The 25,821-nt window shown below is 61.8% G+C and carries 23 protein-coding genes; 13 read left to right on the top strand and 10 right to left on the bottom strand.

Going from position 1 to position 25,821, the window contains the following annotated elements:
- Positions 1-57: 57 nt before the first annotated feature.
- The 4 genes from CH296_RS26870 to CH296_RS26855 form a co-directional block, all read right to left on the bottom strand.
- Positions 58-708 (bottom strand): hypothetical protein, encoded by a 651-nt coding sequence (locus CH296_RS26870; RefSeq protein WP_256980583.1) that lies wholly within the window; start codon positions 706-708, stop codon positions 58-60.
- Positions 709-946: 238 nt separating this feature from the next.
- A complete protein-coding gene (locus CH296_RS26865; RefSeq protein ID WP_143546426.1) occupies positions 947-3,544 on the bottom strand; it encodes a DEAD/DEAH box helicase in 2,598 nt (865 codons plus the stop codon).
- A gap of 246 nt (positions 3,545-3,790) precedes the next feature.
- The gene (locus tag CH296_RS26860) at positions 3,791-4,843 is read right to left on the bottom strand and encodes a hypothetical protein (RefSeq protein WP_143546425.1); all 1,053 of its coding nucleotides are present in this window, start codon (positions 4,841-4,843) and stop codon (positions 3,791-3,793) included.
- Between the two features lie 398 nt (positions 4,844-5,241).
- Positions 5,242-5,883, bottom strand: coding sequence for a hypothetical protein (locus CH296_RS26855; RefSeq protein ID WP_143546424.1), 642 nt, complete (start codon positions 5,881-5,883; stop codon positions 5,242-5,244).
- Between the two features lie 286 nt (positions 5,884-6,169).
- Here CH296_RS26855 and CH296_RS26850 point away from each other — a divergent pair, with 286 nt between their 5' ends.
- Entirely contained in the window at positions 6,170-7,411 is a 1,242-nt protein-coding gene (locus tag CH296_RS26850; RefSeq protein WP_094686056.1) for a sigma-70 family RNA polymerase sigma factor, read from the top strand.
- Between the two features lie 427 nt (positions 7,412-7,838).
- Positions 7,839-8,396 (top strand): CBS domain-containing protein, encoded by a 558-nt coding sequence (locus tag CH296_RS29945; RefSeq protein WP_143546423.1) that lies wholly within the window; start codon positions 7,839-7,841, stop codon positions 8,394-8,396.
- Between the two features lie 702 nt (positions 8,397-9,098).
- Here CH296_RS29945 and CH296_RS26830 read toward each other — a convergent pair.
- Together CH296_RS26830 and CH296_RS26825 are read right to left on the bottom strand one after the other, a co-directional pair.
- On the bottom strand, positions 9,099-9,464 hold the full coding sequence (locus CH296_RS26830; RefSeq protein WP_094686126.1) for a DUF2255 family protein: 366 nt from the start codon (positions 9,462-9,464) through the stop codon (positions 9,099-9,101).
- 195 nt (positions 9,465-9,659) lie between these two features.
- Entirely contained in the window at positions 9,660-10,697 is a 1,038-nt protein-coding gene (locus CH296_RS26825) for an alcohol dehydrogenase catalytic domain-containing protein (protein ID WP_094686052.1), read from the bottom strand.
- 269 nt (positions 10,698-10,966) lie between these two features.
- Between CH296_RS26825 and CH296_RS26820 the strand changes: the two genes are divergently transcribed.
- Together CH296_RS26820 and CH296_RS26815 are read left to right on the top strand one after the other, a co-directional pair.
- A complete protein-coding gene (locus CH296_RS26820; protein WP_094686051.1) occupies positions 10,967-11,983 on the top strand; it encodes an aldo/keto reductase in 1,017 nt (338 codons plus the stop codon).
- Positions 11,984-12,046: 63 nt separating this feature from the next.
- Positions 12,047-13,633 (top strand): Na+/H+ antiporter, encoded by a 1,587-nt coding sequence (locus CH296_RS26815; protein WP_094686050.1) that lies wholly within the window; start codon positions 12,047-12,049, stop codon positions 13,631-13,633.
- Between the two features lies 1 nt (position 13,634).
- Here the strand turns inward: CH296_RS26815 and CH296_RS26810 are convergent, their stop codons facing one another.
- The 4 genes from CH296_RS26810 to CH296_RS26800 all read right to left on the bottom strand — a co-directional run bounded on the left by CH296_RS26810 (position 13,635) and on the right by CH296_RS26800 (position 16,580).
- Positions 13,635-14,609 (bottom strand): zinc-binding dehydrogenase, encoded by a 975-nt coding sequence (locus tag CH296_RS26810; protein ID WP_094686049.1) that lies wholly within the window; start codon positions 14,607-14,609, stop codon positions 13,635-13,637.
- 76 nt (positions 14,610-14,685) lie between these two features.
- Complete coding sequence (locus CH296_RS26805; RefSeq protein ID WP_218830274.1) at positions 14,686-15,450, bottom strand: carboxymuconolactone decarboxylase family protein; 765 nt, start codon at positions 15,448-15,450, stop codon at positions 14,686-14,688.
- A gap of 39 nt (positions 15,451-15,489) precedes the next feature.
- Positions 15,490-15,636: a hypothetical protein gene (locus tag CH296_RS29130; protein WP_179277831.1), complete on the bottom strand. Its 147-nt coding sequence runs from the start codon at positions 15,634-15,636 to the stop codon at positions 15,490-15,492.
- A 44-nt stretch (positions 15,637-15,680) separates the two neighbouring features.
- On the bottom strand, positions 15,681-16,580 hold the full coding sequence (locus CH296_RS26800; protein ID WP_094686048.1) for a helix-turn-helix transcriptional regulator: 900 nt from the start codon (positions 16,578-16,580) through the stop codon (positions 15,681-15,683).
- 130 nt (positions 16,581-16,710) lie between these two features.
- On the opposite strand from CH296_RS26800, the gene CH296_RS26795 reads away from it, so the two are divergent.
- The 9 genes from CH296_RS26795 to CH296_RS26750 all read left to right on the top strand — a co-directional run bounded on the left by CH296_RS26795 (position 16,711) and on the right by CH296_RS26750 (position 25,815).
- A complete protein-coding gene (locus CH296_RS26795) occupies positions 16,711-18,135 on the top strand; it encodes an MFS transporter (protein WP_094686047.1) in 1,425 nt (474 codons plus the stop codon).
- Complete coding sequence (locus CH296_RS26790; protein ID WP_094686046.1) at positions 18,132-18,836, top strand: flavodoxin; 705 nt, start codon at positions 18,132-18,134, stop codon at positions 18,834-18,836. Before CH296_RS26795 ends, CH296_RS26790 begins: the two co-directional genes overlap by 4 nt.
- A 115-nt stretch (positions 18,837-18,951) precedes the next feature.
- Complete coding sequence (locus CH296_RS26785) at positions 18,952-19,836, top strand: aldo/keto reductase (protein ID WP_094686045.1); 885 nt, start codon at positions 18,952-18,954, stop codon at positions 19,834-19,836.
- Positions 19,837-19,847: 11 nt separating this feature from the next.
- Entirely contained in the window at positions 19,848-20,252 is a 405-nt protein-coding gene (locus CH296_RS26780) for a cupin domain-containing protein (protein WP_094686044.1), read from the top strand.
- A gap of 558 nt (positions 20,253-20,810) precedes the next feature.
- Positions 20,811-21,077, top strand: coding sequence for a hypothetical protein (locus tag CH296_RS26770; protein ID WP_143546422.1), 267 nt, complete (start codon positions 20,811-20,813; stop codon positions 21,075-21,077).
- A gap of 393 nt (positions 21,078-21,470) precedes the next feature.
- Positions 21,471-21,737 carry a hypothetical protein gene (locus CH296_RS26765; protein WP_143546421.1) on the top strand — a complete coding sequence of 89 codons (267 nt, stop codon included), beginning with the start codon at positions 21,471-21,473 and terminating at the stop codon, positions 21,735-21,737.
- Positions 21,738-22,007: 270 nt separating this feature from the next.
- Complete coding sequence (locus tag CH296_RS26760; RefSeq protein WP_094686040.1) at positions 22,008-23,102, top strand: sugar ABC transporter substrate-binding protein; 1,095 nt, start codon at positions 22,008-22,010, stop codon at positions 23,100-23,102.
- A gap of 69 nt (positions 23,103-23,171) precedes the next feature.
- Complete coding sequence (locus CH296_RS26755; RefSeq protein WP_094686039.1) at positions 23,172-24,740, top strand: sugar ABC transporter ATP-binding protein; 1,569 nt, start codon at positions 23,172-23,174, stop codon at positions 24,738-24,740.
- A 52-nt stretch (positions 24,741-24,792) separates the two neighbouring features.
- Positions 24,793-25,815 (top strand): ABC transporter permease, encoded by a 1,023-nt coding sequence (locus tag CH296_RS26750; protein ID WP_094686038.1) that lies wholly within the window; start codon positions 24,793-24,795, stop codon positions 25,813-25,815.
- Positions 25,816-25,821 lie beyond the last annotated feature (6 nt).

Raw genomic sequence — 25,821 nt, 5'->3', positions numbered from 1 at the left:
TCAGAGACCAGGTGACGATCGACGCCGTCGGGTCCGGTCAAGCCTGCCAGGCTGGGTCTACTCAGAGGACGGGGCTGCCGATGCTATCGCCTCAGAACCTGATTTGGGATACGCCACCCAGGGAATGATCGGTCGATCCGCGACCGGCCAGCCGTAATATTGCGATGTCGACAGCACTTCGTGGGCAAACACTCGCATCAACACGAGGTGGGCATTGCGCGCGTACTGAGTGATCGTTGTGTCGAACGGTGCCCGTCCTGCCCACTCGATTCCGGACGCATCTATACCAAGACCATCACTGTGGGCTATCAACTGCTTGTAGAACTGCTGCAGACGCAGGTCTACGTGAGCGCCACCGTCCCTGTTGGCTATCGCCGTCACCACCGATTTACGCGTGCAGCTGCCGCTTTCATGGTTGAAGAGCACGTCTCCATCCCACCACCGGTTCACCGGCTGAGCGGTGTACTGGGTGGTCCCGCATGCTGCGATCGCCCGAACAGGTTCCGGATTCGCCAGTTCAATACGCACCCCGAAAAAATCGCGCCACCAGCCGTCTCCCTCGTACTCCCGCGGCGTTCCGAGCATCACCGCGCTCGACTTCCACCCGAGGTGAGTCAATAGCGACGTTGATTGGCCAGTGTCGTGGAACAAGACTCGCAGCGTTGTCGCAATTCGCAAAGCCTCGTCTTCGTGACCCTGATCGAACAACCAACAGGATCGTTTCAGAAACCCGACATGACTGGACAATAAGCGGTGCAACCGGGCAGTGCCACCTTCATTCTCACACGTCATTACCCCACCTAAACATGTTATTTCCACTGCGAAAACTCGTTTGAATCAAGGGACAAGCGTGCGTTGACCTCGGCTATGAGTACCGACGAGAAGGTCTGGCGGGTTGCTCGGGTAGCACCTTCAGACGACCAAGGGCACGAGATTCAACGCCCCATCATTCTTCGGGTCTGATCCTGTTCTGTGTGAGCCGATCGATCACCTGGCTTGGAAGGCAGCCATTCTCAGTCATGACCGAGCGGACATGCTGCTTTTGGGCCGACTCAGAGGTAAGTCCGACAGCGGTAGCAAGCAGGTCAGCCCAGACCATGGCTGCGTCGCTTGCAACCTCCCGAACAACCCGGGTCGAAGCCAGATAGACGTTAGGGTTCGCCGCCGATGCATGCTGCGGATCCACCGAAAGCTTGTCGGAGACGATAATCGCTGGGCTGCCCGCTGGCGGGTGACTCATTCCTCGGTCCGCAGCCAGCTGGTCGAGCTGCGTGTTGGTCTGACGAACATCTTTGAGTGGGAGCAGCCCATCATCGTGGGGCTCTGATTTCGCTTCAATGGTCATCCACATAGCGGTGCCCCACAACCAAGCTGAGTCACAGCGCCCCTGCCCCTTCGGCTTGGAAGCGTCGGCTCCGAGGAAGGAACCCAGAGTCGTCAGACCACGCTCGTACCTCTTCGCCTCATCCTGGTCGAGCGCCTCCTGCATCTCTGTCATGTCTGTGTTGATCCGCTTCGGTCCGAGCTGTCCACGCAGGCGGGCGACCACCTCGTTCACAGCCACGACGTCTTCCGAGACGGATGGAACCTCCTCTGCGCCCGGTAGCTCAGGCATCTCATTGAGCCAAGCACCACGATTCGCCGCGAGAGCAGCGTCACGAATAAGCTTCCGGGCCCGTGAGCGCTGGGTCTCGTCTCGGGCTCCCAGATGCAGCCACACACCCGCGATGTACAGCAGCAAGCCTCTATAGCCGCGGGTTGCGGCAGGGCCGACATGCGGTACTGCTTCCTGCAACTTCATACTGGCACCAGTCCAGTCGCCACCGAAGGCCAGCTGCCAGGCCTCGACCTCTAGCGCCGCGGCATTGCCGAGAGCGTCGGTTCCTGGAGCCTCGACCTTTACGGCGTCCCTGCGAAATTCGGCCACCATGGGCTCGCCTTGCGCACGCCAATCGGCACCGTGTTCAAGGAACGTCGACACATTCTCGACTACTGCGTCGGGATCGGCACCCTTACTGTTCTGCCAACCGAACTCGACCTCGGCCTGCAACTCCGGCTCAAGCGCTTTGAGGTTTTCGGGACGAGAGAAGTACCTCATGATGTCCGAACCGAGCACGACAACCACTGCGTAGTCGTTGGGACCGCGGGTGCACCGGCCGGCACCCTGCACGATTCGGGTTCGTAGTCGCTCCGCAAGAGCCGCGTGGGCTTCAGCCCGCTCGCTCAGGAATCTCTCTTGCAGCCCTACTGCATCCGGCTTGCCACCGAGAACGACGATCCGGCAAGCGTTACCGGGCAGGTCTAGGCCGTCATATCGATTGGCCAGGCTGAGCAGACCGACCGAAGCCTTCGCGAAAGACTCCAACCCTTGTTCCTCCAAGTCGTCCCGCCCCATCACCGGGACGCCAGGCCCAGCCAATGCCTTGGCTGCACTCTCAGTCTTTGCGACGGTTTCTTGGCTCAGAACGAGCGCCTTGTCGGTGAGCCCGATGATCTGCTTGGTCAATCCAGCAGCATCCCCACCCTTGACCAGGTCCGGGAAGATAAACAGTCTCCGACCCGACCGCGGTGGCGTCTTAGTAGGGAGTGGCATTCGGATAATTTCCCGGCGGCCGAAGGCTCGTTCCAGTTCTCCGCCCGACCCGAGAGTTGCCGACAGGTATATGCGTTGCTTCGCACGGGCGAAGACATGGTTTTCGTAGGTTGGCGGGATCATGGGCCGGATCTGGATTCCGCCGTACGACAAGTAGACACAGCAGGCTGGCAGGCCCGAGCGGATCATGGCGAGCTTGTACGAGTGAGGATTGGGAAGACGGGCCAAGGCGGCGTCGAGGCTAGTCAAGGCTGCCTCGTTTACCGCGGGAATGATCAATCGCACTTGGTGGTGAGCGCCAGGATCGGGGTTGCCTGTCAGGCGCTGAAGCAAGAGTCCGGACACGAAGGGCTTCAGCGCCTCAAGGACCTGGAGATAGGCGTCTTCGTCGTCGTGACGACGGATGCTGATGCCGTACTCGTTGCCGACGAACTGCTCGCCAGCGTGGGCATCGTCGAAAAGCAATAGCCGGGGCTCGGGAAGTTTCGGCCTGCTATTGAAAATTGCGCTGTAGGTGGTGATCCCAATTGCCTCGCCCCCCTCAACCGAGGCTCGATCCGCTGGGTCCCAGTGCTTAACGCCTCCGATCAGAAGCGCTCCAGGGATACCCTCGCGCTCCGCTGTAGCCGCCACCTGCCGTGCGAGCTGTTTGGTCGGCGTGGCATAGATAACGGGGCCTTCGGCCATGCGTCGCACCCATTCCCCAGTGAGCAGGCCGGGCAGCGTCTTGCCGGTTCCAGTCGGAAGCTCCAACGCGAGATCAGGGGTGTTTTGATGGTCCTCGGCGTAGGCGCGGATGACGTCGCCTTGATGAAGCCAAAGAGAGTCGACGGCGGCCGTGGTGCGCGGCAGAGTGCCGCTCAGGTAAAGCTCCTCCGGCGAGGAAAACTGCTGGTCCGCCCGCTTAGTCTTTCCTAGAAATGCCATTCCAGTTAAATGCCTGCCCGTCATGTTCGTCGAGAGTCTGCAGCTCCCCGATCCATCTCCGCCCGTTTCGGGATACGGTGCGACAACTACGGCCCTGGGATGCTTGTCAATCCACGTTACTTGAGGTCGAACGACCTTGAATGGTAGTCCAGTTCGTCGGGTTCGATGCTTCGGCGGCCGGCGCATAACGCAGCTCGACTTCGCGCCCGAGCCCGAGAACTTCTGCAAGTAAGCGTCAATAGGATGGTCCGGGCTGCCGCGTCATGGTTCCTACCTCCGAAACCAACGTTTTCGGGCGGAGCTGGGTACGGCAGCGTCCATGCCGACATCCGCTGGAACGTCTCGCTGCAGCGCGCTAGCCGCTACCGCGACACTGCCGAATAGCAGCCGATGGATTGTTTCAACGTCCTCGTCGCGCCAGGCTGAGAACAGGTCGAGCGCTGAAATCACCGGCTCGGCCTGCGCGGATAGGAACTCCGGCCTGGTATACGGAGTCGGATTCCGCTTATGCGGAATGGTGCGAAGGTCGTGGCTAATGACAAGCGCTCCTCCGTCGATCGGAGTAGCGCCGGGCAAGGTTGTCCATTCCCTCATATGCCGGACCAAATCTTGGTAGGCGCGTTCGGGAGCACTTCCGGTCGCTGACTTGACCTCAACTAGCCGTGAGGTACCTCCGTGGGCGCAAAGCAGATCGGCATTCTTGGTGCCTCCGAGCTCGTCATCGAGGTTGGTGACGTCGATGTCTGCGTACTCGAAGACTGACGTCACGGCGTCGACGAGTTGCTGGCCGGTTCCGTACATCAGACCCTCACGGGTTGCCGCGGCGGCAGACTCCGCAACTTCGAGTTGGTGCTCCAGCTGGCGGCGTCGCGCAGCATAATCCGCGTCAAGCGCGGTCAGTGCGCTGCGGGCATCGCGTTCACTGCGGGTCATCAAATTCTCGTCGAAAGCCATCACGCGCCGCGCTCTGCGTAACGTGTCCGGGACGAACTCCGGCATCGCTTGCTCGAGTAGCCACGAAAGCAGCAATTTCCAGGGGACTTCGATCGGAACGATGTAGCGTCGCTCGACACCATCGGGAGAGAGCCAGACGGCGACGACTGGTTCGCCGAGTTCAGTTTCCAGTATCGGCAGCAGTGTTCCTTCTGGAGCATGCTGTTCTTTGCCGTGAATCGACTCCAGCGTTGATCCAATCAAAGTCAGGCTGCGCCACGTGGGCGTCGGGTTGCAATTCAACACGCGAAGAGCAAGTTCTCTGTCTGCGTCACCGACGTTGTCGACAACCCGAATTCGTGCACCCTGTCCGATCCACTGACCGGCCACGCTCGTTTGGGTCCGCCCGATCAAGACCGAGTCGACGGGCGGGCCGAATATGTGGTGCGTGTTGCGAGATCCGTCCTGAGGTTCCCCGATGGGGCTTATCACCAGTGCTACTTCACCCCGCCCCTCAGCACCCCGACGGAAACGGCTGAACTCATCAGCCCCCTGCCCGGAGAAGATGCTTGGTTGCAACGCAGCTGAGCAATCTGCGGTGTCGAATCCCACCCACCGAGGCTCCAAGCCCATTGCGGGCCAGTCGAGGTCAGGACTGGCTACGGACGGCCGTTGCTTCTCACTCAGATGCCGTCCCGGATCACCGCTATTCCGACGCTGTCTCTCCTCCAAGTCTTCCCACTGTTCGGGAGGTTCGGATCCGACTTGGACCGCAATTGGCAGTTGAGTCACGCTTCGACCTCCGCTGGCTTCTCGGCGAAGTGCGCGGTGAGCGCGCGCATCTTTCGCAGGTATGTAGGGGCGATCGTCAGGTGAACTCGGGCGGTGTCTTCGTCGATCTGGCGACCGGTCGGATGACCGACCTCATTTCGGGTCAGACGAATGAGGTCAGCGATAGCATCAAGGGTGAGAGAGTCAGCCAGCCCGTTGGGTAGATCCTGGCGGATAGGCTCGATGCGCTTCCTGAACTCAGTCCACAGAGCGAAGTAGTTGCCACGCGGCCGTGCCAACTCCTTTGTCATGGCTCGCGCACCGGGAACACTGGAGGCGGCGTAGCACGCTGCCATTACAAGAAAAGCGCGCTCGGCGGCGACGCCCAGCATGACAGAGGTAGCCAAGTAGCATCGCCCGTTGAACGACTGCAGGGCCTCGGTCAGGTACAGCTCAACGAGTCCATCTAAATCGGGGATCTGTCTTCGAACCCGATCCAAGTAGCCCTCCGGGTCACGCGGTTCCCACGAGCCACCGTTAGCAATCCGCCGGCCATCCGACGACAACCGCCACTGCCAGTTGTCGGTACCCGACCCCTGTCCGGCGGTGTCTAGGTAGACCAACCCCTCGCCGACCAGGCCCCAAAGCGCTTCCCACACTTCGGTCTCCGAGCATCCGACTTCCTCGCGGAGGGTGCTGACTAGATACGGACGGCCGAACCGCGAGGCACCCCCACTGCCTAGGCGAGCGAGAACAGCACGGCGAGCGTTCATAGTCATGCGCTATTGGACCATCTGACACCGACACCGATTACGACCACATCTCGTTGCAGGTACACCTCCATCAAGACATCTTGACGGCGCAGTAGTGGAGCCCGCGTCTTGTACCGTCGAGAAAATCATGCCCGCACGGAACAAATCCAGACCGTTCTGTCGTGGAGAAGGTATGACACAGACGAAAGCCAATACGGTGCACCCAACTACAGCCGACGAGCCCGAGCCAACTGCGTCCGAAATCAGGCAGTGGCAGCGCGACGGGCTGTTCATCTCCCCCGAGGACGCAACCGCAGATCAGTATCCTCGGATGACCAACATGTCGGCAGGGTTTATGTTCGACGCCGTACTACGCCCACACACTCCCGAGCCTGCAGACTACGTCGCGATCCGAATGAATCATCGATCGTTGGAGATGGCGGGGGCAGTCGGTAGATGGAACATGGCGTGGGAATCCGCCCAATTTCGCCGCCGCCACTTCGACTCGGAGAACGAGCTACCAGGAAAGCTCGGGCAGCTCGCAGACCTCGGGGACCGGAACATCATCGTCGTCCCCCGAACAAGCTCGCGCTACTTCGAGTACGCCCCACTAATGCATCTGCTCCCCAAAACAACCCTGGAACGATTCGGGCTACCACTTGTCAGGGCGGGTCAGTGGCCGTTCCTCGCCGACTGGGCGAACGCAGACCGTCACCTGCCCGCAGGATTCGCCGATCAACTCTCCAAGGCATGGGCGTGGCAGGTGTGGCCACTCCTGAACTCCGGATCCGGACTCAGTGCCTTCTCACGGAACGAGCCACTGCGACTGCTTGCCCACAATCTCGACTTTTGGCTTCCAGCAGTTACTTCCACAATCGAACAACTCCTCGGCGACTTCCCGGAAGTCGACAAAGGAGTCGAACCGCAGCCAGCGGTCCTGCAGGACGGATCGATTCTGGAAGCGACCGTCGGCAACCCTCGTATGGGAGGGGATCTATGGCGCGGCGAGGAAGACGCAGCAGACATCCTGCAGATGGCCGTCGAAGAAGCAGACTCCGCGGGTCGCCTTCGTGGAATTCTGGACGCTGTGAAGTCGAACCGGGTCGAAGACGACTTCTCAGATCGATGGTCATTCGCGCGAGAAGATTTCGAACGCAAGCTGCGCAACAAGCGAGTCAAAGTGAAGGTCCGGTTCGTCGAAATGACCGACACAATTCCCATCCAGGGCCCGGACACCGACGTTCATGGTCGACTGGTTACGAGCGACTTCATGGCGCTGCTCGACCCGAAGGAACGGCAGATCGTATTTCTGCTGAACAGCGGTTGGACCCGACAGCAAGACATCGCGTCGGTACTCGGATATTCAAACCACAGCGCAATATCGAAGCGTCTGAACAAAATACGGAAAATTGCCGAGGTATATTTCACCGACTGAGGGCCGTTCGTTGGAATCACTGGTACGTCGCGCGAAGACGGCATGGAACGTTTGCTGCAAGCACACTCTCGATCTGCTCCACGACGCCAAGAGTCATGGACGCTATCTGGCCTGACGTGAAGATCAGATATCGGGCGGGCCTCACGTCAACATTTCTTGACGGTGCGGTAACTGCCGAATTCGCAGGAGCGTGGCAGCTCGTGGTCATGAGCCTCGCCCATTTGCGTGACGGCCGAGGACACTCGCTGATTTCGCTCAGCGACTTTGACCAGGATCGCAGCGCAGACGGAACCTATGCGAACACACTCCCCCTCGCAGGAAGCGTGGAGTCGTGACGGGCCCGCCCTGCAACCCGAACTAGCAGCGCAAATCACGTATATTATGGACACTGACATAGTATCTATTCGAGCGGGCGTAGCAACCCTCGATGCGATCAAGAACCACATCAGCGCCGCTGTGCCGACGCAGCCAGCGGGTTGGGTGCCCGAGATCTCCGAAGGAGAGATGTATGTCCGGAGGCCACCGACAAGAGTGTTCTGACGAGGTGGCAGGACTGGAACCAGCCACAGGGGCGTCGCCCCCGGGTCTCACCGGCGCTGTGCGGGACCACATGCTGAGCCGTCCCAATTGTCACCCGCTCGACCTCACAGTCGCCGGGGCCCGCGCAGTCTTCGCTGCGAGCCCGAAACATCATCTGCTTCTGCTCGTCGCCAGCGATCGGCTCGCCAACACCGTGAGCAGACCGGACCTCCAAGATGCCGATGAGCCGAACCGCCACGCCGCAACCTTCGGCACTCTTCAGGGTCGCACAATCAACGCTCACGCTCCGATCGCAGTCGTCCACCAACATATGGTTCGACATCGCGTTCGACGCCTGGCAGTGGTCGACGACGCCCGCCACCTACTCGGACTTCTCTGTCTGAAAACACGGATGGACGGGTTCTGCACCGACGCCGGTGTCGAGGCGATGCGTAACACTCGGTGACGGTTTCGCGCCGCGTCGTCACAGTCAAATGATTCAGTCGAGTTCACCCGCGCCCTTGCGACGACATCATCGATCGCCACTTGCACATCCCAAGCGCTGCGGACGGGTACCTGGCCGTGCGTCCTCTTCGGAGGGGTCCCCGAACCGAATGGCTCGTACCCACGTAGGCGAAGTAGAGCGCCGGCGCAGATGCGGGAGCGGTGGCGTCGGTGCTGCAGTTATTTGACCGCCACCCGACTTAGACGTTGCTGGCAGAACATGTTCAGGCGAATCCGTTTCGGATATGTCGGGCTGGCCGGATCGCCAACTGCCTGAAAGGTTGACGGGTCGATATCGACGATCTCCCCCTCAATCCCGTTCAACGCGGAGGTCCGGAACGGGCTGCTCAGGCACCTCTCAAGAAGGGATGTGGCACGTACGTCGATAACAATTGGTCGCAACTGTCGTCGACCAGGATCTCCTGACCGGTTATGTAAGAAGAGCGGTGGGCTCGCCAGCCATGAGACACAACTGGACAAATCCTTGGCCTGTGGATTGTTCCGAGTGGGCCGACGGCATTCCGTTCGACTGGGTGTACCCGGTCATGTGGGTCAGCGTGTAGTCGTCGGCCCAGGAGATCGTCGAGCAGATCGGTGTCGCTTTCGGCAATGCCCTGGTACATCGACCGATATGCGCTCAACAGTTCAGCTTCGACGTCGACCGTCATTTCGGATCCACGCGCAACGTCGTGCTGATGGCGAGGTCGCTGGTGATCGCCCGCACCGCTGAGCCCGATCCGTATTTGCGCCGGTAGGCCGCGTCGATTTCCTCGTCCACCGAGTCGTCACGCACAAACATGACATCCTTGGTGACGCCGCCCGACTCGATTCGTCCTTCACCTGCACTCTGCGTACCCCGGAACCATGCCGCGTCGGGGCCGTTCACCGACCGGACGTAGAGCGAATCGTTCACGCGGACGGCCCAGATGATGATCAGCTTGCGCAGCGTGCCGTCCTTGCGGCGGCCGGCTATGCGCAGTTCGCCTGCTCTTCCGACTGCGTCCAGTTCGGCGGATTTCCACTCGGTCATTGTGTCCACACCTCTCAGATCCCTTGTGAATCCAGATAATTCAGTAGAGCCAACAGCACGATCACCGCTGCAAAAAGTAGAGCGGTCGCGCGTCCGGGCTCTGGTCCTGCGCTGTCGCCCCGCCGGTGGTGGGGGCCGTGCTCCTTCACGACCCCCACCACGCACGGCAAAGCTGCACTACAAAGTTCGACTCCTTCACGGACGGACGAGCACCTTGAGGGCCTCGCGGTTGTCCATGGCGCGGTATCCCTCGGCGGTGTCGTCGAGTGAGACCGTTCGGTCGAATACCTTGCCGGGCTCGATCTTTCCGTCCAGTACGTCGGGGAGTAGTTCTTCGATGTAGGCCCGAACGGGTGCCGGTCCGCCGGTCAACGTGATGTTGGGTCCGAACAGGCTGCCGAAGCCGACCCCTGCATCCTCGTATTGAGGGACGCCGACACGGCTGATGACGCCGCCGGGCCGAACGACGCGCACAGCCTGCTCGTATGCGGGCATGTGGCCCACGGCTTCGAGTACGGTATGCGTCCCGGTGCCGCCGGTGAGGTCGAGGACTTTGGCTATGCCCTCGTCTCCTCGCTCGGCGACGACGTCGGTGGCGCCGAATTCGATGCCGAGATCGGTCCGTGCCTTGTGGCGTCCCATGAGGATGATTTGCTGCGCACCGAGGCGCTTGGCGGACAGAACTGCGGACAGGCCGACCGCGCCGTCCCCGATGACGGTCACCGTGGTGTCTGCAGTCACCTTTGCTTTGACGGCGGCGTGGTAGCCGGTGCCGAAGACGTCGGACAGGGTCAGCAGTGACGCGAGAAGGGCGGAATCTTCGCCTACTGGAGCCTTGACGAGTGTGCCGTCGGCGAACGGAACGCGAACTGCCTCGGCCTGTCCGCCGCCGATGCCGCCTGCGGCCCAGAATCCACCGTGCTCGCACGACGTCTGGAGTCCCTCGCGGCAGAACTGACAAGTACCGTCCGACCATGCGAACGGTGCGATGACGAAGTCACCCTTCTTCAGGGTGGCGACGTCCTTGCCGATGTCCTCGACGACGCCGACGAATTCGTGACCCATCGGTGTGCCCTGCGGCGACGCTTCCATGTTGTGGTACGGGTGCAGGTCGGAGCCGCAGACGCATGCGCGTACTACGCGGACCAGGGCGTCGGTGCTCGACTGGAGCGTAGGGTCTGGAACGGTTTCGACGCGCACGTCTCCTGCGCCGTACATGAACGTTGCTCGCATAGCGGTGGTTCCCTTTCGAAATGTCTGTTCCGAGGCGGTATGAGTCGAAGAGTTACTTATCGTCGCGCCGGTCGATATCCATTGAACGTGTCGATCGGTGCTCATGGGAGTGTCTGGTCATCCAGGTAATGGCAGTGCCCCCTTCGCACGCCGAGAGCTTTCGCGATCCGCCCTAACGCGCCGGGGGTACCGACAGGGCCTCCCATCCGCAGCGAATCGCCCCTAGCGTTCATTTCGTCAATTCCTGAACTGGACAGATGGAGAGAAACATGGATTACCGTCTCTTGGGTCGGACCGGTGTGGAAGTCAGCCCGCTGTGCCTCGGCACAATGATGTTCGGTGAGTGGGGAAACAAAGATGTGGACGATTCGATCCGAGTCATCCATCACGCGTTGGACGCAGGCATCAACTTCGTCGATTCGGCAGATGTCTACTCCGACGGAGGATCCGAAGAAATAGTCGGCAAAGCGCTGAAGGGCCGGCGCGACGACGTCGTTCTCGCAACGAAGTTCTTCATGCCGATGGGCAAGGGCCCGAACCGCAGCGGCGGATCGCGCAAATGGATTGTCCAGGAAGTCGAAAACTCTCTCCGGCGACTCGGAACGGACTACATCGACCTCTACCAAGTCCACCGTCCCAGTGCAGTGATGGACGTCGAAGAAACGCTCGGCGCTCTCACCGATCTGGTGCGCCAAGGCAAGATTCGCTACATCGGTTCCTCGTCGTATGCACCGAGCCAGATCGTCGAAGCGCAATTCGCTTCTCGTGACGCCAATCTCGCGCGATTCGTCACCGAGCAGCCTCCGTACTCGATCCTTGTGCGCGGCATCGAACAAGACGTTCTGCCCACCACACTCCGCCACGGAATGGGAACGCTGACCTACAGCCCGCTCGCCGGCGGATGGCTGTCCGGTAAGTGGCGCAAGGATGCGCCACCGGTGCCTACCTCGGCGGCTCGGCCGAGTCCGCGCTTCGACATGTCGAGTGCGGCCAACCAACAGAAGCTCGACATCGTGGACGCGCTCGCGACGGTTGCCGAGGAAGCGGGGATCAGCGTCATCGAACTGGCGATCGCTTTCGTGATCAATCATCCTGGCGTCACGTCGGCGATCATCGGCCCGCGCACGATGGAGCAGCTTGTGTCGCAGTTGCCCGCCGCCGAGGTCACCCTGTCGACCGAGGTTTTGGACAGAATCGATGAGCTGGTCGCCCCAGGCGTCACCGTCAATCCCGATGACAACAGCTATGGCGCAACGGAACTGACAGTCGGCGCACGACGTCGCTGATCGTTCGATTGCGTCGATCGCCCGAATTCGCTGGTGTTACCACCCGAGAAATGAGTCACGTCCATGGAGTCGCTCGAGACGATCGTGCTGATCGGTGTACTGATGGTCGTCGCGTCGGTGGTGGCACCGCGCCTGCGAGTACCGGTGCCGCTCGTTCTGCTGGTGTCCGGCATCGTGGTGGGCTTCGTCCCGCAGGTACGTGAGATCCACCTGCCCTCCGAAGCGGTGCTGGTGTTGTTCCTGCCCGCATTGCTGTTCTGGGAGAGCTTGACCACGTCCTTGCGGGAGATCCGACGCGACCTGCGTGGCATTCTGCTACTCAGCACGGTTCTCGTGGTCGCGACCGCATTGGGAATAGCAGGCCTCGGAACTGCCCTGGGTATGACATGGGGCGCCGCACTGATTTTGGGTGCCGCACTTGCGCCCACCGATGCGACAGCCGTCTCGTCTATGGCGAAGTCACTACCGCATCGCAATATGACACTGCTGCGCGCCGAAAGCCTGATCAACGACGGCACGGCTTTGGTTCTGTTCACCATCGCGGTAGGCGTGGCAGTCGGCGGCATCGACTACAGCGCCGCGTCCATCACGTGGTTGCTCGTCGTCTCCTACCTGGGCGGTGCCGCTGTCGGTCTGGCTTCGGCGTGGCTCGGCACGGCCGTGCTTCGTCGTCTGTCCGACCCCCTCGTCATCAGTACCGTGCTGGTCGTTCTTCCGTTCTTCGCGTTCCTGCTCGCCGAACTGATTCACGCGTCAGGCGTCATCGCGGTCGTGGTGTCAGGCTTGTTCATCACCCAGTCCGGTCCTCGGGTGAGCACGCCCCGATCGCGTCAGCAGACTTTCGGGTTCTGGACACTGGCCACGTCTCTACTCAATGGCGCGTTGTTCGCGCTGATCGGGATCGAGGCACAATCGGCCGTGCGGGCTGTGGCTGTCTCGGAAATCGGCCCGTTGATCGTGCTGACATTCGCTGCCTGGATCGGCCTGCTGGTCATCAGATTCGCGTTTCAAGTCGCCGTCGTGGCACTCATCCGCCTCATCGACCGACGGCCCTCCCAGCACGCGCGCCGAATGCCGACCAAAGCGCGAGTCGTCAGCACGGTCGCGGGTTTCCGAGGAGCCGTGTCGTTGGCGGTAGCGCTCGCGGTTCCTGTCACATTCGCGTCGGGTGAGGCGTTTCCGGGCCGTGATCAGGTCATCTTCGTTGCTGCCGGCGTCGTACTGCTCACGCTCATGGTGCAGGGGGTGATACTGCCGCCCGTTCTTCGGTGGGCCGATCTTCCCGCGGACACCTCGAGGGAGGACGAGCTCGAACTGGCCCAACATGCGATGGTCGAGGAAGCCGTGCGCGCTCTACCCGACGTGGCGCGATCCTTGGGTGTCGACGAGGCGGTCACGGACAGGCTCCGACGTGAGTACGACGATCACCTTGCACTCCTCTCGTTCGACCCCGACAGCGAAGACGACGTCGGTTCGGTACGAAGACAGCAGGAGCTCACCCAGCTGCGAGTGGCAATGCTCGAACCCAAGCGGGCTGCAATCTTGCAGCTGAGAGATACACACATCATCGGCGACACGACGCTTGTGACGATGCAGGCACGCCTCGACCGTGAAGCTCTGCGGTTGCTTCAGCCCGAAGTGCTCGACTGAACTAGTCGACAGTCATTACCACTTTGCCGCGTGAGCGGCCGTGGCCGACGAGAGCCAGCGCTTCTGTCGCAGTATCGAAAGTGTGGACCGAATCGACGGTTGCGCGTACACGTCCGTCTGCGATCGCGGGTAGCAGGTCTGCCGTGACGCCTTCGAGGATGTCACCGATTTGATCGGGGTCGCTGAAACCGAACGACACCCCATACGCACTCAACAGGCGGTACGACAGGGCGTCGAGGTCGATTGTGGCGTCGGGCCCACCGAGACGGCCGATGTTGACGATCGATCCGCCCTTGCGGATTCCAGGGAGGGATGCGCCGAAGATCGAACCTCCGACGTGATCGAGCACTATGTCGACGCCCTTGTCATCGGTCGCAGCGAGTAGTGCTGCGGTCAGATCCTCTTCCGAGGTGGCCACGACCACGTCCGCGCCGGCATCGTGAAGTGACGCAGTGCGTTTCGAAGTACGGCTCGTCGCGATCACGAGCCCGGCGCCCAGAGCCTGTGCAATCCGGATGCCGATGAGCCCGATGGCCGAGGTTGCGCCCGTGATCGCAACAGTGTCTCCCGCCGAGAATCCGCCGCGTCGTAGCGCGCCGTACTCGGTCAGCAGACCGGTGGTCAGTGGTGCCGCGTCGACGTAGTCGATCGAGTCGGGCATGGGTAGCAGATGCCGGTAGTCGCACGCCACGTACTGCGCAAAGCTGGCCGGGGTCGAACCCATGACGCGTCGACCGATCTCCAATCCAGGAACATCGCCACCCAGTTCGACGATATCTCCAGCGAACTCGAACCCAGCCACGTATTCGTCGGACGTCGAGTCTGCCGCCATGGCGGGATCGGCGTTGTTCAGTGCAACTGCGCGCACGCGCACCAGCACCTCGGTCGACCCGATCGTGGGCTTCGGCACTCGACGCTGCGTCAGTGTTGTGCCCCCACCGCCGATCAACGCAGTTATGGTTTCAACCGAATTCATTACGCGTGTCCAATTCGTCGTTCGTTTCGGGGTCGACAGCGCGACCAGGGTCCGGCTTCCAATATGTGACTGCTGGTCAACTTCCGAGAGTGACCTCGTCGATTGCTCGAAGCGCGTTGAGGGTGCGCGGATATCCGATGAACGGGAGCAGTGACGTCATGACCGAGATCAGAAGCTTTCTTTTGTTCCCAACGTTCAGGTTGGCTGCTACGTGGCCTTTCACTTGAGGATCACACCCGCCGAGGGCGGAGAGGGTCGACAGTGTGAGCAGTTCCCGGGTCGGGACGTCGAGGCCTGCGCGCGTGTAGTGGTCGCCGAAGCAGTTGGCCGACAGGAATCGCTGAATGTGCTGTTCGTCCTGCGGCGCGGACTCGTACATTCTGGCTACCGCCGGGTCACCCACGATGCGCTTCTGAACCGCTAGACCGTCGAGGGCGCGCGTCTGCGGCGTGGTGGTGGACTGGCCCGGCAGTGGCAATTCGACACCGCGTTCGGTCAGAACGTCGTTGGTGGCGTGGACGAAGTCGATTGCTTTGGCAATGCCGATGTAGGGGACAGCCTGGTAGACGATCTCCTTGGCTTCGACCGGCGTGACACCGATCGTCAGTGCGCCGCCGAGCATTACGCGATATTCCGTCAGCGCGCCGCAGGCGATGATCGCGGCAAGTTGCACCATGAGTCGAGTGCGATCATCGAGGTCGGTTTCTGCGATGACGTCGCCGAAGGCGAAGTTGTCGAAGTACTCGACGAGTTCGGGGTCGGTCGCCGCGAGTGTCGCGGTTGCATCTGGAAAGAGTAGGTCGTGGTAGTTGCGGGCTGTCTCGTTCGGAGCCACGTTCATTGCAGCGTCCTCTCTGATGTCGGTCGGGCCGTTGCTCGGTCAGGGAACTATGTCGTCGTGCACGGTGCCCATCGCCCGGGCGTTGAGATCTTCCGGGTCGGTGAAGCGGCTGAACCGGTCTTTCACTTTTGACAGGAAGCCGAGTTCAGCGTTTCTCTGTTGTTCACATCGTGCTGTCATGTTCATGCTTTCCGGTTACGTAACGCGATCTTTCAACCGGCCGGAGGCAGCTAGCCGGGTTCGTCTGCAGTCTTCTGCTCGGTGGGAAGTAGCTCCTGACTCGCCGCCCACGAGGCAAGCATCTTGATTGCGTCGGCCGTGGGTGTCCCGGCAGCGGCGGTGTAGATGTTGAGTTGCAATCCTGGTTCGGACGGCAATTCCATTGCCTCGAAGTCGAGGTCGAGCTGCCCAACAACGGGATGCCGCAGGCGTTTACGCCCACTGCGGTGGAAGCGCACGTCTTGCGAAGCCCAGTGCTTGCGAAACAGGCCGCTCTGCGTCGACAGCTCACCGACGAGTTCGATCAGGGCTTTGTCGTGTGGGTTCTTGCCGGCTTCCAGGCGGAGCATTGCTGCTGCGTCGCGGGTGATTTGTTCGTAGTCGACGAAGAACTCCTGCGCCGCCTCCGGTTCGAGGTAGACGAATCTCGTCGTGTTGGCCGGGCGCCTGGGTTCGGCCAACACAGGGGAGTACAGAGCTCGCGCCAGCGGGTTCATGGCCAAGATGTCGTGACGTCCGTTGCGGATCCACGCCGGCGCATCGATGATGGCGTCGAGTACCTGCTGTAGGACCGGACGCACCGTAACGGCCGTCGACCGCTTCCGCCGGGTAAGCGTGCTGTGCGATTGATGCGCCAGCGCGAACAGATGATCGCGTTCGGCATCGTCGAGTCGGAGGGCAACGGCCAGCGAGTCCAGGACGCTGTCCGAGGCACCGGTGAGACTGCCCCGTTCCATTCGGATGTAGTAGTCGACGGACACGCCGGCGAGCATGGCGACCTCCTCGCGCCTCAATCCTTTGACGCGCCTGTTGCCTCCGTACGCGGGCAAACCGGCTTCCTCTGGGGTGATGCGCGCTCGCCTGGAGCTGAGGAAATCGCGAATCTCTGCGCGTAGGTCGGTGCTGCTCATGACACCACGATAGAAGTGGAATCGCGTTGTTGGGAGGCACTGACGATACCTGGAACGACGGTCACTCCTCGAGCGGCGGGGATTGACGTCAACTGTATTCACACATTCGTTTCGACGGGTCCGAGGGGACATGACGACAACTACCGCACCAGGTACCACCACCAAGCCGGTCGCTATTCTGGCGATTGTCTTGATCAGCTACTTCATGGTCTTGATGGACAACTCCGTCATCTTCACCGGACTGCCCAGTATCAGGGTCGGCCTCGATCTGTCTCCGACAGCACTGTCCTGGGTTCAGGACGCATACACGCTCGTCTTCGGTGGTCTGCTTCTGCTTGCGGCCCGGGTAGGCGACATCGTCGGACGTCGTCGCCTCTTCATCGTCGGTCTCGCTATCTTCGGATCGGCGTCGCTGCTAATCGGTCTCGCGCCATCCGGGCCGTGGATGATTGCGGGTCGCGCAGTGCAGGGGATCGGGGCTGCCATCGTCGCGCCCACTTCATTGGCATTGATCACGACGTACTTCGAAGGCGAAGCACGCAAACGTGCAGTGGCTTGGTACGCAGCCTCGGCCGGTGTCGGCGCGAGCCTCGGTCTGTTGGTGGGCGGTGCGCTCACCGAGTGGGTGTCCTGGCGAGCAGGGTTCTTGGTCAACGTTCCCATCGCGATAGCGATGATCATCGCGGCACGCTCGGTGCTGGACCACGCTCCGGGACAGAAGGGACGTTTCGACGTGGTCGGCGCCTTGTCAGCGACGTTCGGTGTCGGCGCTTTGGTGTTCGGCATCATCGAATCGGGTGAAACCGGTTGGGGGAGTTCACGAGTGATTGTCTCACTGGTACTCGGGTTCGCGCTGTTGGCAGGGTTGGTGTACAACGAATCGCGGGTGGATCAGCCGATCATGCCGCTGCGACTCTTCGCCAGCCGGGTCCGCAGCGGAGCGTACGGAACACGGCTGTTGTTCTTGGGTGCGATGATCGGTTTCTTCTTCTTCACCACGCAGTACATGCAGGATGCTCTCGGCTTCTCCCCGTTCCAAGCCGGTCTCGGTTTTCTACCGATGACTGTCGTGAATTTCATTGTCGCGACGGCTATCCCGAAAATGAACGCGCGGTTGTCCAATGCGACACTCTTGGCCACCGGTGTGGTCGTTGCGTTGATCGGCATGGTGTGGCTGAGCACCATCGGCGTGGGAGACAGCTACCTCACCGCCGTAGCGCTTCCGATGATGCTGATCGGTGCAGGACAGGGATTCGTCTTCGGGCCGCTCACCAACGCAGGTATCGCGGACGTCGAACCCGCCGACGCGGGCGCGGCGTCGGGACTGCTGAACACTGCTCACCAGCTCGGTATGGCTCTCGGCTTGGGAATTCTCGTGGCGGTCTCGGCGAACGCCGGTGCCGACAGCGCCGGTGCGGCGGCGGCCGCCGAGCGCGCTAGCGCCGCGTTGACGGGCGGCAGTGTCATTCTCGCTCTCGCCCTGATTGTCGTTCTCGCTGTCATCGTTCCTGCTGAGCGCGGGGCACGCGGCGCTGCATCGGTGAGTGCTCGATGACGCGGCAGTTGCCCCGAGTGGCAACGAGAAGATCCGTTCTGCGCGGGGCTTTGGCTCTCGGTGCCACGGGTGTGAGCGTCGCGGTGGCTGGTTGTTCGAACGCGGAATCTGCGGCGCCCGATGCGCCCCAGGCTGCTGGCTCGCAGCCCGCCTCGGCTGTCGCGCCGCGGCAGGGGAGTGGCAGCCGCATTCTGCTCGCGTTCTTCTCACGGCCGGGTGAGAACTACTACTACGGTGACCGCACCGTTCTCGACGTCGGCAACACCGAGGTGCTGGTGGGCATGATCACCGAGCGCATCGCATGCGACGTGCATCGGATCGAGCCATCGGAGCCCTACCCGTTCGACTACGAACAGACCGTGGAACGCAACCGAGTCGAACAGCGCGAGAACGCACGCCCCGCGCTCGTCGATCCGATCGAGTCGTTGGACGACTACGACACCGTGATTCTGGCCTGCCCGGTCTGGAACAGTTCCGCACCGATGGTGATGTGGACGTTCGCCGAGCGATTGAATTTCGGCGGGAAGATCCTGCACCCGGTCACGACGCATGCCGTCAGTGGGCTGAGCGGGGTGCCCGCTGTGTACGAGCAGACGTGCCCCGGTGCCGTCATCGGGGACGGGTTGACGGTGCAGGGAGAGGAAGTGTGGGACGCACGAAATGAGGTCGATAGCTGGCTGTCGGGCCTGCGTCTCCTATAGCGGTAGCCTGCGTGTTTTCGCTCCCTGCGGCCCGACGCCGCCACGATAGGGGCACTGTCGGTACCTGGATCCGCGGACACTCCCACGACTGAAACCTCGCGCCTAGTGTGAAGATATGAACGTACCCGCATTGACACTCAACAATGGCGTCGAGATCCCGGCTCTCGGGTTCGGTGTCTTTCAGACGCCACCGGAAGAGACGGCCACAGCCGTCGACACAGCGTTGCGAGTCGGCTACCGCCACATCGATACCGCTGCAGCGTATGGCAACGAGCGGGGTGTGGGTGAGGCGATCGCGCGCTCCGGTCTCGACCGCTCGGACGTCTTCATCGAGACGAAGATCTGGATCAGTGACTACGGCTACGACGAGACCTTGCATTCGTTCGACAAGAGCGCAGGAAAACTGGGCGTAGAGCAGATCGATCTTCTGATCCTGCACCAGGCATTGCCCGGCGAGTTCCAGTTGACGATCGATGCGTACCGCGCACTGGAGACCCTGCTTGCCGACGGCAAGGTGCGGGCGATCGGTGTCAGCAACTTCATGCCCGATCATCTCGCGCGGCTGGCCGAACAATCGTCCATCGTCCCCGCTGTGAACCAGATCGAGGTCCATCCGTACTTCCAGCAAAAGGAACTCCTCGCTGCAGACCGTGAACGCGGAATCATTTCGCAGGCATGGTCGCCGATCGGCGGCATTACCTTCTACCGGGACGGCTCGAAGGGTTCGACACTTGAGGACTCGGTGATTGTCGACATCGCAGGAACACACGGTAAGACTCCGGCGCAGGTCATGCTGCGGTGGCACCTGCAGGAGGGACGTCAGGTCATCCCCAAATCGGTAACGCCGTCGCGGATCGAAGAGAACTTCGATGTGTTCGATTTCGAGCTCACGGCCGACCAGGTTATCGCGATCGACGATCTCGACACCGGCGTCCGTGGCGGACCAGAGCCCGAAGCGGTCACCCTCGAAACCTTCGGCCGGGACATCCCAGAAGCCTGAAAAGGACTGACATGCAACTCGATACGAATAAGCCGACTACCAAGAACCCACCCCAACAGTTCGCCGGAGATGTCTGGTTGGACCCCATCGCGTTCCCGCGAGAGGACGGTCAGACCATGATCGTCGCCAAAGTGCGCTTTGCACCCGGCTCGCGCACTGCGTGGCATTCGCATGCGCTCGGCCAAACGCTGCACGTCACCCAGGGAATCGCCTGGATCGGTACCAGGAACGGTGACAGGATCGAAGCGACAGCCGGCCAAACGGTGTACTGCCCGCCGAACGAAGAACACTGGCACGGTGCGTCCCCGGACTCGTTCATGGAGCATTTGGCAATGCTGGACAACGCTGACGATCCCGCCTCGACCACGACATGGCTCGAACATGTGAGCGACACCGAGTACGCAGCAAAGCCCTGAATCAACCCACTGAGAACCCCCGATCCGCCATCCGCGAGTCGGGGGTTATCGTCTGTTTGATTGCGAATAGAATAAGCGACGCAACGTTTTCGAGACCGATCGCAACCGGAACGCAACGGAGTTTACGTAGTTCGTCAATGTCGAATCCCCCAGCGCAGGTCTCGCGTGGCCTCCACCTGCGCAGTTCGTGAGCGTTCTCGGACGTGCCTCTGCTGAGTTGCGGATGGTGATCGAGATGACCGGACGCTCGCTGCTCGAGAACCCTGCTGCTTTGTTGGGGACTGTGTCCTGGGCGCGTCGGCATGGGCTTGTTGTCACGCTCGATGACGTCGGTGCAAAGCCGAACACGGTGGCCTTGCTCCCGTTCGTGTCCTTGACGCGATCAAGATCGACGCCGCTCTCGACGCAGAGGATCTGACCGAGAGCACGGCGAGAACCCTCGCTGCGGTTCTTGCACATGCCGAGCGAACCGGTGCCGCGATCGATTCTTCCCGAGGGTATCGAAGACGCCGAGCATGCATGCCGTGCGTTGTCGTTCGGTGCGACCCTGGGTCAGGTATGGCACTGGGGTCGACCGGCGGTGTTACCCGATTTCGGGCTGTGACGAGGTTCGGCGACATACCGCGCGGCGAGGTCGAAACGAAGGCTGAGGGCGGAAGCTCCTGTGCCGTTGCTTTTTTGGTCGATCCGATTGTTTCTGAGAGCCCCTCGTTTTTGCTCGACGGTGTTCTTGTGGTCGCGCGCGCCCCCTCGACGATGACGACTGAGACGACCGGCGGCGGTTTCGCCCTGTTAACCGTGGTGTGGTCACTGCTGTGGCATTGATGTTGGAGTCGTCGGCGGTCGAGTCGGCGAATTCCGTGACAGTTCTTGCCGACTTTGACAGCGACAAATTTTGCTCTCCGGGCTGCAACAAGGTTCCAGGAGATGAATGCTGTGCATCAAGTTCGCAGCGGCATTGGGGACGAGCGCAACTACGGACATTTCGCGCCTGCACTCGACGTTGCCCGATCAGGGTCGCGCAGCCGAGTGGGCCATGGTGATTGTCGGCATCGAGCGAGCGACCGCTTTGATTGTGCGTGAAGTGCTCCGCAGGCCGGGGGTCGAGTACGCGTTGAAATGGCCGGTACGTCGTGATCGCCGCCGGACGGTCGTTGATTGTGCGGCTCACACCCCAGTAAGGGGATCGGAACCGCGGTGTGAAGACTGGACAGTGTCTTGGCTGGCTACGCTGCACTTGCTTACCGGGGTCGATCCGCAAGGTGGTTTCTGCAGCTCGAGGCGGCCGGGCACATGCCGCCGTACGAGCAGTCCTACGGGATCGCACCGGTCCGCGCGTGTATCGAGCAGGCAGTTTCGCAGGTGCTAAGCCGAGATATCAACCCGGGCAGGGTGTTCGACAAGACAGTCACCGACGACAACGTGTCGTCCGGTTACGCCGCGATGGATGCCCGCGAAGCGCTGAAGGTGCTCATCGAATTCTGACCACTGGTTGCGTAGACGAAAACCCGCCCGAACCCCTCCCACGTCGGGCGGGTTCGATCGTTATGTGCGGGCGGCTGAGATTTTCGTGCCGACATCTACCTGCTCGCCAGTGATCCGTAGAAGACCGCGCGTTCTAATTGGTCTGACCCTTGACACTTAGAATGATTTGGGTCACAGTTTGTCAGTCGGGTTGGAGAAATCACACTTTGGTCCGCCTCGCCCATTTCGTTGAGTCCGCTGTGCGCGGCTCGCACTTGCTAGGAGAAGTCCATGAGAAGTAGTTCACGCGCAGGCTTGCGTCACGGCCTGGTCGCGGTAGCGCTGGCGACGTCTGCCGTCGTGCTGTTGGGTGCTTGTAGCAGCGGCGAGACGGATTCAGGCGGCGGCGAGACGGTGCCGGTCGATGTCGGATTGGATGAACCGCTCCAGCTGCCGACCGGCCCACTGAACGTCGGCGTCTTCATGAACGACACCACCAATGCGTGGCAGGAGGCGATGGTGCAAGCGGCCACTGCGTCGGCGGAGGAGTACGGCTGGACGGTGGAGATCGTGTCAGGCGGATACGACGTGCAGAAGCAGATGAACCAGGTGCAGACCGCGGCTGCGCAGGGCAAGTACGACGCCATCCTGGCGGTCCCGATCGACGGCGCGCTCGAGTGCAATGCGTTCTCGAAGATCCTGCCGGAAGCCGGGGTGCTGGTGACCGTCGGTGCGCAGCAGCTGTGCGGAAAGTCGATGGCCTCGGGTGACGAACTATGGCAAAGCGGCACATTGAACTTCGTCGGCGGCACCGGAACCACCGCCGATTACGTTCGCGCGTGGCTTGCCGAAGCGGTGGAGAGAAACCCCGGTCCGCAGCGTGTCGCCTACGTGGTCGGACCCCAGCTGCTCACCGCTCAGCAGGTCATCGAAGAGGTGGCCATGAACGAATTCCAGCCGGAGAACCCTGATTTCGACATCCAGGACTTCATTTACACCGACTACACCACTCCCGATTCCTACCAGGCCACACTCGACTACCTGTCGGCCCATCCGGACACCACCGTCATCTTGTCCACCTACTCCCCAGACATGACGCGCGGCGTCATCCAGGCAGTGGAAGCCGCAGGCATGACGGGCCGCGTCAAGGTCGTCGACAGCGGTGGCGCTCAGTACTCGCTCGACGAAATCACCGCGGGCAACGTCGAATTCACCAGTCCGCTCTTCCCCGCGGTCATGGCGGAGAAGATGATGGCCTCCATCAAGGACGCCCAGGACGGCACGACGTCGCCCCGGTTCGTCAGTGACATTCCCGAGGAGCTCGGCACCGGCGACGTCTACATCGTCGATTCGACCAACGTCGATTCCTTCACCCCGCAATTCTGATCTGTCGCAGCAGCCGGTGGTGGTGGCGGAGCTCCGCCACCACCGTGGCCTCGAAGAAGGAAGCAGAACATGGACAGCGTCGTCATCTCCGACCTCAGCAAGTCGTTCGGTCGCAATCACGCGGTCAAAGGTGTGTCGATGTCGATCAAAGCCGGCACGGTACACGCCCTCGTCGGGGAGAACGGCGCAGGAAAGTCGACCACCCTTGGAATCATGGCCGGCCGCATCGCACCGACGAGCGGGCGAGTCGACGTCTTCGGTGAGGAGCTGAAGTACGGAGATCCACGATCTTGCCGCAAGGCGGGAGTGGTGGCGATCTACCAGGAGCTCACGATCGTCCCGGCGCTCACCGCCGAGGCCAACGTGTTCCTGGCCGCTCCGATGAGCAAAGCCGGCTTTCTCGCCACCGGCAACATGCGTACGCGATACCTGGAACTGTGTGAGCGGGCAGGTGTCCGAGCGGTCCCGGCCGGAACTCCTGCAGGGTCGTTGTCGGTCGCCGAACAGCAGGTACTCGAGATTCTGAGAGCTCTGGTCAGCGACGCCCGCGTCATCCTGTTCGACGAGCCGACGGCATCCCTCGCGGAGAACGAACGCGCATCGCTGTTCCGCCTGATGCGAACCCTGCGGAGCGAGGGAGTCGCCATGGTGTTGGTCAGTCACAATCTCGACGAGGTGCTCGACATCGCCGACGAGATCACGGTGTTTCGTGACGGCAGGCTGACACTGACCGCCGACCGTGGGCACTTCACCAAGGAGAACTTGGTCGAGGCCATGATCGGCAAGTCCGGAGACGACAGACTCGCCGCTCAGTTGCTCGACGCCGACGCACCGGTACCCACCGAGGCGATGCCGACTGCGCGAGTCCCGTCGGCGCGAGCGGCGTCGACGACGGAACCCGTTCTCGTTGCCGAAGGGGTGACCGTCCCGGGCGCGATCGAGAACGTGGACATCGAGGTTCGGGCCGGCGAAGTGGTGGGCGTGGGCGGACTCGTCGGCGCAGGACGAACCACCCTGCTCCGGGCGTTGGCCGGCCTCGAACGTACCGCGACCGGGCGGATGTGGATCGACGGGAACGAAGTGGCGTGGCCCAAAACCGTGCGCAAGGCGCTGCGGTACGGAATAGCGCTCCTCCCCGAAGATCGCAAAGGGCAGGGGCTCGTCCTGTCGATGACCGTCGCCGACAACATCGCGCTGTCGGGCTTCGGCAAGACATCACGGTGGGGGATGGTGACCCCCAAGTCGGTCCGATCGACGGTGACCGATTCGGGAACGGCGTTCGGGCTCTCGCCCGAACTGCTCGAGCGTCGGGCCTCGGAACTCTCCGGCGGTAACCAGCAGAAGCTGCTCTTGGCCCGGTGGATGCATCGCACCCCGCGAATTCTTCTGGCCGACGAACCGACGCGCGGAATCGATGTGGGCGCAAAAGCCGAAATCGTGCGTTCCCTCGAAGGCATGGCTCTCGACGGACTCGGCTTGGTCATCGTCTCGTCCGAGCTCGAAGAGGTTGTCGCCGTTGCCGATCGAGTCGTAGTCCTGTCCGAAGGTCGGCATGTCGGCACCCTCGATTCCGCCGACGGTGGCATCACGACCTCCGACATCCTCGGTCTCGCATTCCGCGTCCGTGACTCTGCCTGATAACTCCCCGGCTCACATCGCCGTGGCCACGACCGAAAGATTGGTACCCGCTATGTCCTCCACCACCGACAGTGCACCACAGGGCAAGGCGGTCGAGACACCCGCCGCCCCGCCCCGTCGTCACCGCCCGTCGTTCGAACTCGCTTTCGTCAGAACACTGTTCGTGAAGTACGGAATGGTACTGGTGCTGATTCTGCTGGCCCTCGTCGCCAACGGGCTGTACTCGGGATTCCTCACCTCCGCCAACCTGAACAATGTCGTCGGACAGGTTGCCCCCACGGCCATCGTCGCGGTGGGTATGACCTACGTGATCATCAGTGGCGGCTTCGATCTGTCCGTCGGAGCCGTATTCGCCGGCGGCGCAGTGCTGTACGCCGACCTGTCGAACAAGATGCCACTCACCGCAGCATTTGCCCTGACCGTCGTCATCGGCATCCTCGCCGGCATCTTCAACGGGGCCGTCATCACCGGCCTGAACGTCAACCCGTTCATCGCGACACTGGCATCGGCGTCGCTGTTCTCGGGCGCGGTGTACCTGTACGCCAATTCGGCACCCATTCAGAGCACCGTGGCCGTGTTCACCGATATGGGATCCGGTAAATGGGGCGGAGTCTGGATTGCCACCTACATTCTCATCGGTCTGCTCATCGTCGGTGGGCTCGTGCTCGCGCGAACACCGTACGGCCGCTCCATCTACGCGGTCGGTGGCAACCTGGAAGCCGCCCGGCTCGCAGGTATGCGCGTCAAGCTCGTCAAGATCAGTGCTTTCGCGATCGCCAGCAGCTGCGCCGCCATCGGCGGAATGATCGTCGCCTCGCAGACCGGTGTCGGCCAGGCCAACATCGGCCCCACGGTGACACTCGACGCCATCGCTATCGTCATCATCGGTGGAACCTCGCTGATGGGCGGCGAGGGAGCCATGTGGCGCACCGTGATCGGCCTCCTCATGTGGGGAACGATCAGCAACGTCTTCAACTCCCTGGCTCTCGACACCTCGAGCCAGTTGCTGATGCAGGGTGCCATCCTGCTCGTCGCGGTCTCCTTGGACGCGATCGCCCGACGTAGCCGTAAGTAGCCGCCG

Origin of the sequence: Rhodococcus sp. 14-2496-1d, assembly GCF_002259365.1 — a bacterium.
In the GTDB taxonomy this organism is placed as follows: Bacteria; Actinomycetota; Actinomycetes; order Mycobacteriales; family Mycobacteriaceae; genus Rhodococcoides.
Note: the sequence above shows the minus strand (reverse complement) of the source record. Positions and strands in the feature narration are given on the sequence as shown.

Excerpts from the sequence above, each read along its gene's own strand:
- CH296_RS26865 (WP_143546426.1), bottom strand. The coding sequence starts at position 3,544 with ATGACGGGCAGGCATTTAACTGGAATGGCATTTCTAGGAAAGACTAAG.
- CH296_RS26820 (WP_094686051.1), top strand. The coding sequence starts at position 10,967 with ATGGATTACCGTCTCTTGGGTCGGACCGGTGTGGAAGTCAGCCCGCTG.
- CH296_RS26805 (WP_218830274.1), bottom strand. The coding sequence starts at position 15,450 with ATGAACGTGGCTCCGAACGAGACAGCCCGCAACTACCACGACCTACTC.
- CH296_RS26830 (WP_094686126.1), bottom strand. The coding sequence starts at position 9,464 with ATGACCGAGTGGAAATCCGCCGAACTGGACGCAGTCGGAAGAGCAGGC.
- CH296_RS26825 (WP_094686052.1), bottom strand. The coding sequence starts at position 10,697 with ATGCGAGCAACGTTCATGTACGGCGCAGGAGACGTGCGCGTCGAAACC.
- CH296_RS26785 (WP_094686045.1), top strand. The coding sequence starts at position 18,952 with ATGAACGTACCCGCATTGACACTCAACAATGGCGTCGAGATCCCGGCT.
- CH296_RS26780 (WP_094686044.1), top strand. The coding sequence starts at position 19,848 with ATGCAACTCGATACGAATAAGCCGACTACCAAGAACCCACCCCAACAG.
- CH296_RS26800 (WP_094686048.1), bottom strand. The coding sequence starts at position 16,580 with ATGAGCAGCACCGACCTACGCGCAGAGATTCGCGATTTCCTCAGCTCC.
- CH296_RS26750 (WP_094686038.1), top strand. The coding sequence starts at position 24,793 with ATGTCCTCCACCACCGACAGTGCACCACAGGGCAAGGCGGTCGAGACA.
- CH296_RS29945 (WP_143546423.1), top strand. The coding sequence starts at position 7,839 with ATGCGATCAAGAACCACATCAGCGCCGCTGTGCCGACGCAGCCAGCGG.
- CH296_RS26760 (WP_094686040.1), top strand. The coding sequence starts at position 22,008 with ATGAGAAGTAGTTCACGCGCAGGCTTGCGTCACGGCCTGGTCGCGGTA.
- CH296_RS26815 (WP_094686050.1), top strand. The coding sequence starts at position 12,047 with ATGGAGTCGCTCGAGACGATCGTGCTGATCGGTGTACTGATGGTCGTC.
- CH296_RS26770 (WP_143546422.1), top strand. The coding sequence starts at position 20,811 with ATGGCACTGGGGTCGACCGGCGGTGTTACCCGATTTCGGGCTGTGACG.
- CH296_RS26755 (WP_094686039.1), top strand. The coding sequence starts at position 23,172 with ATGGACAGCGTCGTCATCTCCGACCTCAGCAAGTCGTTCGGTCGCAAT.
- CH296_RS26810 (WP_094686049.1), bottom strand. The coding sequence starts at position 14,609 with ATGAATTCGGTTGAAACCATAACTGCGTTGATCGGCGGTGGGGGCACA.
- CH296_RS26790 (WP_094686046.1), top strand. The coding sequence starts at position 18,132 with ATGACGCGGCAGTTGCCCCGAGTGGCAACGAGAAGATCCGTTCTGCGC.
- CH296_RS29130 (WP_179277831.1), bottom strand. The coding sequence starts at position 15,636 with ATGAACATGACAGCACGATGTGAACAACAGAGAAACGCTGAACTCGGC.
- CH296_RS26795 (WP_094686047.1), top strand. The coding sequence starts at position 16,711 with ATGACGACAACTACCGCACCAGGTACCACCACCAAGCCGGTCGCTATT.
- CH296_RS26850 (WP_094686056.1), top strand. The coding sequence starts at position 6,170 with ATGACACAGACGAAAGCCAATACGGTGCACCCAACTACAGCCGACGAG.